The organism is Nitrospira sp. Vd2 (assembly GCF_979581665.1).
Genome location: NZ_CEFZSK010000035.1, coordinates 1 through 12,183 on the forward strand (window position 1 = coordinate 1; position 12,183 = coordinate 12,183).

Below are 12,183 nucleotides of genomic sequence, written 5' to 3' on the forward strand. Positions count from 1 at the left end.
AGGACACCACCAATGCACAACTTATTCCACGTACTTCAGAGACAGGACACTAGCTCTTGGCATTTAGATGCTCTCTTTCAAGTGATATTGAAGATGAAACTGAGGTGGCTGTGGACCGAAGCGTATGTTGCTGGAAGCGGCGGGGCCCCGCCCGGCATCCGAAGCGGAAAGCCGGAACTGACCGAGGCACCGCGGTCGAACACGACCGCCGCCGAGGGAATTCCGGAAGGTTCCGCTTCGGACTGCCGTGGATGGGGTGCCGCTGGAAGCATAGGAGCGTAGGTCCACATGCCACCTCTCTTCGTCATTCCGACAACTTCCGTTTCAACAACTCGTTCACCTTCCCCGGATTCGCCTTCCCGCCCGAGGCTTTCATCACCTGGCCGACGAAGAACCCCAACACCTGCTCCTTGCCCGCGCGATACTGCGCCACCTGCGCCGGGTTCTTCGTAATGACCTCCTCGATCATGCTCGCCAGCGCCGTCTCATCGGAGACCTGGGTCAAGCCTTTTTCCTTCACGATCGCGTCAGGCGACTTGCCGCTGGCATAAAGTTCCGGGAAAATCTCGCGCGCGACCTTGAGGCTGATCGTCCCGTCCTCCACCAGACGCAGCAGGCTCACGAGGCGCTCCGGCGAGACCGGCGACTGTCTGACGGACATACCCGCGTTGTTCAACTCGCGCAGCAACTCGCCCATCACCCAGTTGCTGACCGTCTTGGGCTGGTTGAATTGCTTGACGCACGTTTCAAAGTAATCGGCGAGATCGCGCGACGACGTCAACACGCCGGCGTCATATTCCGGCAATCCATATTCGGACACGAAGCGCTGTTGTTTGGCCTCCGGCAATTCCGGCAGCCGACCTTGGACGTCCGCGATCCAGTCCTCCGAGATCGCGAGCGGGACCAAGTCCGGATCGGGGAAATAGCGATAGTCGTGCGCCTCTTCCTTGCTCCGCATCACGGCGGTTTGTCCCTTCTCCACATCCCAGAGCCGGGTCTCCTGCCGGATGGTGCCTCCCTCGCTCAAGATTTTGCTTTGGCGCTTGACCTCGTATTCGATTGCGTCCTTCACGAACTTAAATGAGTTGATGTTCTTCAACTCGACCTTCGTGCCGTAGCCAGTTTGCCCGACCGGACGCAACGACACGTTGGGCTCACAGCGCAGACTGCCTTCTTCCATGTTGCCGTCGCAGACGTCGAGATAAATGAGCAGGTCGCGCAGCATCTTGAGGTACGCCACCACCTCGTCGGCCGAACGCATGTCCGGCTCCGTCACGATTTCGAGCAACGGCGTGCCGGTGCGATTCAGATCGACGCGGCTCCCTCCGCCGGGATCGTGCATGTTCTTGCCTGCATCTTCCTCCAAATGCGCCCGACGGATTCGAACCCGCCGGCTCGTCGCCGCAGGCTGGACATCGATCCAGCCGTGCTCGCAGATCGGCGCCTCGTACTGAGAGATTTGATAGCCTTTCGGCAAATCGGGATAAAAATAATTTTTCCGAGCGAATCGGTTGGCCGAACGGATCGTGCAATTCAGGGCCAAGCCCGTTCGAATGGCCATGTCGACGGCTACCCGATTGATGACCGGCAGCGTCCCCGGCATGCCGAGACAAATCGGACAGGTCTGGGTGTTCGGCGGCAGGCCGAACCGGGTGCCACAGGCGCAAAACATTTTCGACTGCGTCAGTAGTTGCGCGTGGACTTCGAGCCCAATGATGACTTCGTACGGCATCAGCCCATCCGTTGCTCGTCTTGCTCGCGTTGCCGCCGGATCGCCTCGCGGCCGGCATCGAATGCTTCCTTCAACATGGATTTCTGCTCGTGCATCAAGTCGCGGCCTTTTTCCACCGCTTGCTGCCAGCTCTCACCCGCCTTGTCTGCGAAGTCGCGGACGCTCTCGCCGGTCCGGCGCGCATACGCGCGTAGTCGCTCACGCGATTGCTCGCCGGATTGCGGTGCGAGCAGCAAGGCAGCAATCGCGCCGACTGCTGCACCACCGAGAAAAGCCAGGACCACCGTCGCAGCCGACACACCTTCCGGTCGTTCATCCTGCATCATCATCCTCCCTCATTGAGAGATCGCCGCCGTCTGTGTGAAAACGCGACAGCTGAGAGTAAGCGATACGTGAGGGCCTGTCAACGAGAGATCGAGCAGTCCCACGTAGGTACTTCATTGCTTCATGCCCTGAGCTATGATGGCTTCAACCTTGTTCGGCTCCAAGCATCACGGCCTGTGAGCAGGGTTAGCGAACGTCGGTGGAGCGATCGCCACTGCCGCTACCCGAGCTAAGGATCGCCGGTCGCCGCCTGGGCGACGTCCCCACCCTCATCGGCTGCAATGTCGGCGAGTCGGCGTCCGGTCACCACGGACAACGGCGCGGTCAGTGTGATGTCTTCGCTGGCGGCATGCTCGTCGCGATGTTTGATGAGGAGCCACTGCTGATTCCTGGTCCGTACCAAGGCCCATGATCCTTTGAGCTTCGCTCCGTGCAACCGAAACTTCAGATCGCCCTTGGCCAATGATGCCGCGACGTTACCGTCGCCTTCGGGTTCGTAGGTCCCGCGATCCCAGACCATCACCGTCCCGGCGCCATACTCTCCGACCGGAATCACACCTTCAAACTCGGCGTAATCCACCGGATGATCCTCCACGGCCATCGCAAGCCGCTTGACCTTGGGATCGAGCGACGGGCCTTTCGGCACAGCCCACGACTTCAGCACCCCGTCGCTCTCTAACCGCAAGTCGTAATGGAGATGGCTCGCGCGATGCTTCTGGACAACGAAGAGCCGGCCGCTCGCCGTCTTCTTGCGCTGAGCAGCCGGCTCCGGCGTCCGGCCGAACCGGCGCTTCTTCCGATATTCGTCGAGGGCACTCATATGATGTTCGAGGTTCTAAGTTCGAGGTTCGAGCTTAACAGAACGGGGTAAGAGCCCGAAAGCTATTGAGCGTTGGCGCGATCCAGTTTCTCTGCAATTCCTCCATCTCTCCCCAAGCCTCGAACCTCGAACGCTTCTAGCCCTAACTCCTCCCCCGCTCCTCCACCAGACCACCGTGGCGTGAAAGGTCGTCGTTCCGCACGTCCAACAGGCGTTCGAAAAGCGCGCGCCTTATCGACCTCGTTCGTTGAATCGTAACGCCGAACGAAGCCGTCCAGGAGCAGGCGGCGCTCGATGACTTCGACCGTCCCTCGCACGCGAATCGTTCGCCAGCAGCAGCGGTTTGAGTATCGTCGACTGCATAGTCTTGAATGCGCGCAAGGCACGCGGACAGCATCTCGGCCGCAGTGTACGGCAACGAACGGGAGGGTCTATCGGAAGAAAAGCGGCGCGGACTGTAGGAGGGCCGGGGAAGCGCGAGGTGCAGCTATGCTTGAGAACCGGGGGCCGGTGTCCCGTCGCCGTCCCGCTTGCTCAACCGGTCCTTGATAACCGCCGAGGCCGCGCGGAATCCGGTGAGCCACATCCCCAGCCGCCCCACGAGGGTTTCCCCGCGCCCGCGTACCAACCCATGAACCTGCTGCACCGTCTCGCCTACCTCGCCGACGGCATGCAGAAAGACGGCGGCATGCGCGACGCCGTCCCGTGCTTGCAGGGCCACCGCGTTGACGTTCGCCACGGTCTGCCGTGTGTCACGGAGCAAACCTGGCAATTCATGGTTCAATTGGAGGATCAGCGGATGCAAGGCCGCCAGTGTCTTTCTCACTTGAATCAAGGTTGCAGTCAGATACCCGACGAGGACGGCGAAGGCGACGGCCGCAATGAGGGCCGACACGTCAAGCAACATACGAGCCTCCCTTATCTGATGTTCGGGCGCTTGGCCCGCCACGTCGTCGCTTGCTCGTAGGCATGGGCACCGCGCAAGAGGATGTCTTCCTCGAAAGGTCTGGCGATCAGTTGCAAGCCGATGGGAAGCCCCACCCGGCTGAAGCCGCACGGAACCGAAATCGCCGGGATACCGGCTAAATTCACCGAGATCGTGTAGATGTCGGAGAGATACATCTGCAGCGGATCTTCCATCTTCTCCCCGAGTTTGAACGCGGGAGTCGGCGTGACTGGCGTGGCGAGCAGATCCACCTGCTGGAAGGCCGCATCGAAGTCTTTCCGAATCAACGTCCGGACGGCCTGAGCCTTGCCATAGTAGGCATCATAGTAGCCGGCGCTGAGGGCATAGGTGCCGAGCATGATCCGGCGTTTCACCTCCGGCCCGAACCCCTCCTGCCGCGTCTGCCGATAGAGTTCAAGGAGGTCCTTCGCCTGCTTGGCGCGCAGGCCGTACTTCACGCCATCGTACCGCGCGAGATTGGAGCTGGCTTCCGCTGTCGCAATGAGATAATAGGTCGCCACGGCAGCGCTGGTCGTCGGAAGCGACACGTCTTTGATCTCGGCGCCCAGGTCCTTCAACATCTCGATGGCGTCGCGCACCGCCCGTTCAACGTCCGGGTCCAAGCCTTCGGCAAAGTATTCGGCCGGTACCCCGACGCGGAGCTTCTTGAGGTCCTTCCTCCGCAGCGCCTTGAGGTAATCGGGGACGGCAACATCGGCGGACGTCGAATCGAGCGGATCATGGCCGGCGATGGCGTTCAACAGCATGGCGGCGTCGGTCACGTCCTTCGTAATCGGACCGATTTGATCGAGCGACGAGGCGAAAGCCACGAGGCCGTAGCGAGAGACGCGACCGTAGGTTGGCTTGAGTCCGACCACTCCACAGAAAGCCGCCGGTTGTCGGATGGAGCCGCCCGTATCGGAGCCGAGCGCCGCAGCGCACTCATCAGCCGCCACGGCAGCCGCCGAGCCCCCGCTCGAGCCTCCTGGGACGCACGCCGGGTTCCACGGATTCCGGCTGGGTCCGAACGCCGAGTTCTCGGTGGAGGAGCCCATCGCGAACTCGTCCAGGTTCGTCTTACCCAATAACAGATAGCCGCGCTCGCGAAGCTTGCCGATTACCGTGGCATCGTAGGGAGGGACGAATTCACCGAGGATGCGCGACGCGCAGGTCGTCCGCACACCTTCCGTGCAGATATTGTCCTTGATGGCGAGGGGCATGCCCATCATCGGCACCACCCTGCGCCACCCCTTCAACTTCCCGTCCAGCGCGTCCGCCTGGGCCATCGCGGCATCGGTCGTCACGGTGATGTAAGCCTTGCACTTGGCCTCAACCTGGTTGAGACGCAAGGTGTAGGCGCGGACGATGTCGCGGGCGTTCACATCGCCCTTGGTGAACCGATCCTGGAGTTCGCGAAGCGTGAGCTTGTGGAGAGACATCAGCGGAGTCGCCGGCGTCCGTCAGGACGCGGACTTCGTGCGGGTCGGCTTCTGCTGCGTGATGTGATTCTTTTCGTCGACCATGATGATTTTCGGTTGATGGCGCTTCGCCTCATCCTCGGCGTAAAACTCATAACAGAAGATGATGATCTTATCGCCGACCACCGCCTTGCGCGCGGTCGGGCCGTTTAGCACGATCTCACCACTCCCCCGCTTCCCGGCCATCGCATAGGTCGTGAAACGCTCACCGTTGTTGAGGTTCGAGATCATGACCAGCTCGAAGGGCAGAATGCCCGCGGCCTCCAACAGATTTTCGTCGATCGTGATACTGCCCTCGTACTCCAGGCACGCCTCGGTCACTGTAGCGCGGTGAATCTTGGCCCTGAGCATTTGTCTCAGCATTCGTCCGCCTCGTCACTCCTTATCGCTCTTCTAGAATCCGCGGCACCTTGAAGCAGCCCTCATCGGCTTCAGGGGCGTTCATCAAGACCTTCTCAACCGGCAGGCTGGGTCTGACCACATCGTCCCGGAAGACGTTCCTCTGATCCAGAACGGTCGCCGTCGGCTCTACACCGGCTGTGTCCCACGCCTTGAGCTGCTCGATATACGTCAGGATGCTGCTCAGCTGTTTCGCGAAGGCATCCTGTTCCGCCTCGCTGACCTCCAACCGCGCCAGCTTCGCGACGTGTTCGACCTGCTGTTTCGTGATTTCCATTGGCTCTATCTTACAGCGAGGATACTGAAAAAGGCCAATTCCAACAGCTCCTACTCGACCGTGACGCTCTTGGCAAGATTCCTGGGCTGATCGACGTCGGTCCCGCGCAAGACGGCGATGTGATAGGCGAGCAACTGAAGCGCGACGGCGAACAGCACCGGACTGAGCAACGGCGGCACATCGGGGATCGTAAAGACGGCGTCGGCCGCCTTGCCGAGATCGCGCTCCCCTTCGCTCACGAACGCGATGACGGGAGCGTTCCGCGCCTTCACCTCCATCAGGTTGCTCACCGTCTTTTCATAGAGATGATCGCGCGGCACGAGGACGACGACCGGCATGTCCTTGTCGATCAGCGCAATCGGGCCGTGCTTCATCTCCCCCGCCGCGTAGCCTTCCGCGTGAATGTAGGAAATCTCCTTGAGCTTGAGGGCCCCTTCGAGCGCGATGGGATAATTGATGCCTCGCCCCAGATACAAAAAATTCCGCTTGGTATGGTACCGCTTGGCGATCGCGACGATCTCGGCCTCGCGCTTCAAGATGTGCTCGACCCGCGTCGGCAGCGAAACGAGCCGTTCGAGCCATGTCCGGCCATCATTTGCATTCAACGTTCCCCGCACGCGTCCCAAATGCAGGGCGAGCAGATAGAGCGCCGTGAGCTGCGCGGTGAAGGCCTTCGTGGAGGCGACCCCGATTTCGGGGCCGCAATGGGTGTAGAGCACGCCGTCCGATTCGCGAGCGAGCGTGCTGCCCACGACGTTGACGATCGCCATCGCGCGCGCGCCCTTCACTTTGGCCTCGCGCTCCGCGGCCAACGTATCGGCCGTCTCGCCGGATTGAGAAATCGTGATGAACAGATCGTCCTTCTGGACCAGTGGATCACGGTAGCGAAACTCCGACGCAATATCGACCTGCACCGGCGCTTTGACCATTTCCTCGAGCAGATATTTCCCGACGAGACCGGCGTGCCAGGAGGTGCCGCACGCGACGATCCAGATCTTGCCCGCGGCCGCCAACTGCTCGGGCGTGAGCTTCAAATCGGGCAGGTCCGCTTCCCCGAGCTCGAAGGTGTAGCGGCCGCGCATCGTGTCGAGGATCGTCTGCGGCTGCTCATGAATCTCCTTCAACATGAAGTGCGGATAGCCGCTCTTCTCGGCGGCGGCCGCATCCCAGGAGATCCGTGTCGGCTTGCGCGACACTTCCCGCCCTTGCGCATCCATGACCTGCACCGAGGACGGCGTGACGACCGCGAGGTCGCCCTCCTCCAGGTACGTCACGTCGCGGGTATGCTGGAGCATCGCCATCACATCGGACGCGACGAGCCCGGACCGCTCAGTGCGGCCGATCACGAGCGGACATCCCGAGCGCGCCGCCACCAGCGTATTCGGCTCGCCCTCGCAAATCGCGGCGATCGCGTAGCTGCCACGAATATCCTTTGTCGCGGAGAGCACCGCCTCCGCCAGCGAGTTCCCGTGCTTGAGATACCGCGCGATGAGATGCGCGACCACCTCAGTGTCCGTCTCGGACTCGAAGCGGTAGCCGTCCTTCTGAAGTTGCTGCTTGAGCGGGAGGTAATTTTCGATGATGCCGTTGTGCACGAGCACGCAACTGCCCGACCGGTGCGGATGCGCATTTTGCTCCGACGGTTTGCCGTGCGTCGCCCACCGCGTATGGCCGATGCCGGTGGTTCCTTTCAGGCCGTCGCCACTCAACACTTTTTCCAGGTTGGCCAGCTTGCCGACGCTCCGCCGCACGCCGATCTTGCCGCCATCGAGGATCGCGACCCCGGCCGAATCATAGCCCCGGTATTCGAGTCGTTTTAGGCCGTTCAGGAGAATTGGCACCGCCTGCTCATCGCCGACGTACCCGACGATCCCGCACATGGTTACCTCTTCGTGGTGGCTTTCTTGCGCCGACTGCCGGCGGCCGGCGAAGGGTTTCGTTGTTTCTCCTGCGCCTCTTCACGCTTGCCGGTCGACGAAGACTCATCCGTACCTACAAGCAGCGCCCGGCGCCGACTCGCCCATCCCACCTTGCTGACCTGAGCCGCGCGTGACAGGGCCAGTGCATCAGCCGGCACATCCTGCGTAATGGTGCTTCCGGCAGCAATCACCGCGCCTCGGCCGATCTTGACCGGCGCAACAAGTTGTGAGTCGCTTCCGATGAAGACCTCGTCTTCGATCACCGTCTCATACTTGTGATAGCCGTCGTAATTACAGGTAATCGTTCCGGCGCCGATATTGACGTGTTTCCCCACGCGGCTGTCGCCGAGATAGGTGAGATGGTTCGCTTTGGAGCCCTCGCCGAGTTCGGTCTTCTTCATCTCGACGAAGTTTCCGACCTTCCCCTTCCGGCGCACGATCGATCCCGGCCGAAGATGCGCAAAAGGCCCGATCGCGGCCTCATCCTCGATGCAACAGTCCGTCACCACGCTGCAATCCTGAATGACCACGCGCGCCCCGATCGTGCTGTTCGCGATCCGACTGTGTGATCGCACCACGCTATCCGGCCCGATCGTTGTCCGGCCCTCCAGCGTCACATGGGGATACAGCACGACGTCTTGCGCGATGGTCACGTCGGCGTCGATCCACGTCGTCGGCGGATCGATCATCGTCACGCCGTCGTGCAGCCATCGGTCACGGATCCGATCTCGAATGATCCGCTCCGCGGCCGCCAACTGTTGCCGCGAATTGACGCCCAAGCCTTCCTCGGCACTCGGCGCGACGACGGCCGTCACATGGAGCCCCCGATCCACCGCGACCTTCACGATGTCGGTCAGGTAATACTCCTGTTGCGCGTTCTGAGGCTGCAACCGGTCCAAGGCCTCAAACAAAAACTCGCCGTTCACGACGTACGTCCCGACGTTGATTTCGTTCAGTGCCAACTCGGCGGGGGTCGCATCCTTGTCTTCGACGATTTTCATGACCCGCTGACGGCCTGCATTCGCGGTCGCCCGCACTACGCGTCCGTATCCGCTCGGGTCTTCAAGACGAGCCGTCAGCAGCGTGACCGCGGCTTTCTCTTCTTCGTGGACGGCCAACAGCCGGTGGAGGGTCGCTTCGGTCAGGAGCGGCGTATCGCCGTTGAGAATCAGATAGGCCTGCGCCGGACGTCCTTTGGCTCGAAGAATCGCGTCACGTGCCTGCATCACGGCATGACCGGTCCCCAGTTGCTGGCTCTGGTCAGCGATCAGGAGCGCCGCACCGGTCGCTCGATGCCCCACATGAGCGGTGACGCCCTTCTCTCTTGCCACGGTGGGTTTCGGTCCGGCGCCGTTGCGCTCCACGGCATAGCGATCCAGCAGGGCTTTCACCTGGTCGGCTTGATGGCCGACTACGACGACCACACCGCTGTCCGCCATCCGGTGCGCGAGGTCGAGCGCGTAGAGAATCATCGGCCGCCCGGCAACCGGATGGAGCACTTTGCCGACCTTCGAGCGCATCCGCTTCCCCAGGCCGGCAGCCATCACGATGGCGCCGAGGTGTGTCATGCCGATTGTCTCATGTGCTGAACGGTACTGGACCGGCGAACGCTGATGGCCGTGCATGAAAACGAGACGGCCTCATGCAATGGGGACCTCAAGTCCGCTTGGGACGCTCGGAGTGGCCGGTCGGCGCGACGCCGAACCATTCATGGATGGCGGTGGAGAGTAGAGACCTCCTGACACGATCAATTTCATCGCCTCCTCGACGCTGATCTCAAGCGGGATGACCTCCTTTTCAGGAACCAGGAGGAAATACCCCGATGTCGGATTGGGCGATGTCGGGACGTAGACATTCAACAGGGGTTCGGGTGAGACCTCTTGAATGTCGCTATGTGTGACGCCCGTCACAAAGGCAAAGCAATAATGACCATTCTTCGGAAACTGGATCAGCACCACGCGGTTGTACCGATCTTTTTCCTTGAAGGAGAGGATGTCGGTCATCGACTTGAGCGTCGAATAGATGCCACGGACGATCGGCACTCGGTGGAGCAACTCCTCCCACCACCGGACAATCTGACCTCCAATAAAGTTCGCGGCCAGCAAGCCCGTCGCAAAGATCAGGAGGACGAGAGCGACGATGCCAAGTCCCGGGACGTTATATTGAGGCGGAACCAGCCGGCTCACCGCGCTCCCTAGGATGCTGTCAACAGTGACGAACAGCGTCTTGAGGATCAGCACGGTTCCCCAAATCGGTGTAATGACGAGTAACCCGGTGAGAAAATAGCGTTTCAGGGACGCTCGGAGGGTTTTCACGGTCGTATCCACGGCGATAAAATGATACAGCCTTTACTACCCTCCCGCAAGCCATTTGTTGAGAATTTCAACGACTTCGAATAGGATGGCCGATCGCGGATGACGAGAGCACGACGATTCACGAGCGCCCCTTCCCCGGGTGCCTTCATTACTCTCGAGGGTATCGAAGGGAGCGGCAAATCAACCCAACTGGCCAAGCTCGCCAAATCCCTGCGCGAGGCCGGCTATCGGGTGATCGAAACCCGGGAGCCCGGTGGAACACCGATCGCCGAAGACATTCGAGAGGTCCTGCTCGACGGTTCTTCTGCTCCCGACAACGAGCAGCAGGTCCCTGCCGGTGAGGAGATGACGGCGGAATGCGAAGCCGCGCTGGTCTTCGCCGCTCGTAGTCAACACGTGCGTTATCGGATCCGTCCCGGGATGGCTGAAGGCGCAATCGTCCTCTGCGACCGGTTCTCGGACTCCACCTTGGCCTATCAAGGTTATGGGCGCGGCCTGGCACTCATCGATCTGCAACGAATGAATCGACTGGCCACTGGCGGTTTGGCGCCCGACTTGACCTTGCTGTTCGATCTTCCCGTGGCGACAGGCTTGGCCCGCCGGCGTGATACCGGGGAGCAGAACCGGCTGGATCAGGAAACCCGTCGTTTCCATGAACGTGTGCGGCAGGGATTTCGGGCGCTCGCACGGAAGGACCCGAAACGGATCACGGTCATCAATGCCGACCGTGATGCCGATGCCATTGCTCAGGATGTCGTCTTGGCCGTGTCGAAGTTTCTCGAGAAACGAAAAAAGCGTATGGCCGGAAGTCAGGCCCGCCACTGAGCGCACGGGATTAAGGGATTCGACGGTTCGACCATGTTTCACGACGTGCTCGGCCATGAGGGCCAGAAAGCGCTGCTGGAAGCCGCCATCCGCGCCCATCGGGTCGCGCACGCCTATCTGTTTCACGGCGATGAGTCGATTGGGAAGCGTCTGATGGCGGTACGGTTCGCCCAGGCGCTGAACTGCGAACAACGTGACACCGCTGCGCGAGGCTGCGGCACCTGCCGCTCATGCCTGCAGACGGAAGCAGGAACCCATCCGGACGTGCTCGTCATCGAACCCGATCGCGAAGCGGCGAACCCGCAAATCAAGATCGAACAGATCCGCGAAATCGAGCAAGCCATCATGTATCGGCCCTTGATCGGCGAATACAAGGTCATTCTGATCGACGATGCCGATCGGCTGACGCTTGGCGGCGCGAACGCGTTGCTGAAGACCCTCGAGGAGCCGCCCGCGCACAGCGTCTTCATCTTGGTCAGCAGTCGGCCGTTCGCGCTCCTCAGTACGATCAAGTCGCGATGTCAATGTTTGCGCTTTGTCGCGTCCGCGCGCAACCAAGTCGAGGCCGCTTTGATCCTCAAACGCGACATGCCGCCGCGCGATGCGCGCCTGTTGGCGATCATCAGCCAAGGTCGGATCGGGCAGGCTCTTCGGAGCGACGTGAAGACCGTGCGGCAGACGAACGATGAGTTTCGACAGATCGTCACGCCGAGAGTCTTGGGATCCATCACCGCGCTGCTCGCTATCGCGGATTCGCTCTCGAAGTCCGGCCGCATTCCAGAAGCGCTTGACTGGATCGGGCATTGGCTCCGCGACCTGCTGCTCATTGTGGTCGGCGCCGACCGTGATCTCCTGCTGCACAGCGATGCTGCGGCCGAGCTCGAGCAGATCGCGCGCAGCGTGCAGCCTGGCGCGCTCCTCGACGTCCTGAGCGAGATCGAGCGCATCAACAGAAGCGCGAACCGAAACATCAACCTTCAGCTCGCGCTCGAGTCGGTCTTGCTCCACGTGCGCGACATCCTGCTGCCGGCCCGGGCGGTGGCATCGCGCTAATCTGGATTTCTCCGCGTCGGCCCTGATATTTTACGGTCAATCAGTGGGACTAGGGTGCGTCTCGGCGGGCCTGGGGCGGGCGGGTGAGCCGGGAG

11 protein-coding genes and 1 pseudogene are annotated in these 12,183 nt (G+C 61.3%); 2 read left to right on the top strand and 10 right to left on the bottom strand.

Features of this window, described 5'->3' with window-relative positions; genetic code table 11:
- Nucleotides 1-304: 304 nt before the first annotated feature.
- The 10 genes and pseudogenes from gatB to AC1U7K_RS13400 all read right to left on the bottom strand — a co-directional run bounded on the left by gatB (nucleotide 305) and on the right by AC1U7K_RS13400 (nucleotide 10,210).
- Nucleotides 305-1,732 (bottom strand): Asp-tRNA(Asn)/Glu-tRNA(Gln) amidotransferase subunit GatB, encoded by a 1,428-nt coding sequence (gene gatB, locus AC1U7K_RS13355; protein ID WP_480251912.1) that lies wholly within the window; start codon nucleotides 1,730-1,732, stop codon nucleotides 305-307.
- Nucleotides 1,732-2,061 (bottom strand): YtxH domain-containing protein, encoded by a 330-nt coding sequence (locus AC1U7K_RS13360; protein ID WP_480251914.1) that lies wholly within the window; start codon nucleotides 2,059-2,061, stop codon nucleotides 1,732-1,734. The genes gatB and AC1U7K_RS13360 overlap by 1 nt, the downstream gene beginning before the upstream one ends.
- A 224-nt stretch (nucleotides 2,062-2,285) precedes the next feature.
- Entirely contained in the window at nucleotides 2,286-2,876 is a 591-nt protein-coding gene (locus tag AC1U7K_RS13365) for a DNA polymerase ligase N-terminal domain-containing protein (protein WP_480251915.1), read from the bottom strand.
- Nucleotides 2,877-3,363: 487 nt separating this feature from the next.
- Nucleotides 3,364-3,783, bottom strand: coding sequence for a DUF948 domain-containing protein (locus AC1U7K_RS13370; protein WP_480251916.1), 420 nt, complete (start codon nucleotides 3,781-3,783; stop codon nucleotides 3,364-3,366).
- 11 nt (nucleotides 3,784-3,794) lie between these two features.
- The gene (gene gatA, locus AC1U7K_RS13375) at nucleotides 3,795-5,261 is read right to left on the bottom strand and encodes an Asp-tRNA(Asn)/Glu-tRNA(Gln) amidotransferase subunit GatA (protein WP_480251917.1); all 1,467 of its coding nucleotides are present in this window, start codon (nucleotides 5,259-5,261) and stop codon (nucleotides 3,795-3,797) included.
- 21 nt (nucleotides 5,262-5,282) lie between these two features.
- Nucleotides 5,283-5,663 carry an aspartate 1-decarboxylase gene (gene panD / locus AC1U7K_RS13380; RefSeq protein ID WP_480251918.1) on the bottom strand — a complete coding sequence of 127 codons (381 nt, stop codon included), beginning with the start codon at nucleotides 5,661-5,663 and terminating at the stop codon, nucleotides 5,283-5,285.
- A 19-nt stretch (nucleotides 5,664-5,682) separates the two neighbouring features.
- Nucleotides 5,683-5,976, bottom strand: a complete 294-nt coding sequence (gatC, locus tag AC1U7K_RS13385) for an Asp-tRNA(Asn)/Glu-tRNA(Gln) amidotransferase subunit GatC (protein WP_480251919.1) — start codon at nucleotides 5,974-5,976, stop codon at nucleotides 5,683-5,685.
- A gap of 50 nt (nucleotides 5,977-6,026) precedes the next feature.
- A complete protein-coding gene (gene glmS / locus AC1U7K_RS13390) occupies nucleotides 6,027-7,856 on the bottom strand; it encodes a glutamine--fructose-6-phosphate transaminase (isomerizing) (RefSeq protein ID WP_480251921.1) in 1,830 nt (609 codons plus the stop codon).
- A 125-nt stretch (nucleotides 7,857-7,981) separates the two neighbouring features.
- Nucleotides 7,982-9,463 (bottom strand): annotated as a pseudogene (gene glmU / locus AC1U7K_RS13395) (bifunctional UDP-N-acetylglucosamine diphosphorylase/glucosamine-1-phosphate N-acetyltransferase GlmU); the annotation flags it as partial.
- A gap of 72 nt (nucleotides 9,464-9,535) precedes the next feature.
- Nucleotides 9,536-10,210, bottom strand: coding sequence for a DUF502 domain-containing protein (locus tag AC1U7K_RS13400; RefSeq protein WP_480251922.1), 675 nt, complete (start codon nucleotides 10,208-10,210; stop codon nucleotides 9,536-9,538).
- A 99-nt stretch (nucleotides 10,211-10,309) separates the two neighbouring features.
- Between AC1U7K_RS13400 and tmk the strand changes: the two genes are divergently transcribed.
- Nucleotides 10,310-11,035: a dTMP kinase gene (tmk, locus tag AC1U7K_RS13405; RefSeq protein ID WP_480251924.1), complete on the top strand. Its 726-nt coding sequence runs from the start codon at nucleotides 10,310-10,312 to the stop codon at nucleotides 11,033-11,035.
- A 33-nt stretch (nucleotides 11,036-11,068) separates the two neighbouring features.
- Nucleotides 11,069-12,088, top strand: coding sequence for a DNA polymerase III subunit delta' (gene holB, locus AC1U7K_RS13410; protein ID WP_480251925.1), 1,020 nt, complete (start codon nucleotides 11,069-11,071; stop codon nucleotides 12,086-12,088).
- Nucleotides 12,089-12,183: the final 95 nt, after the last annotated feature.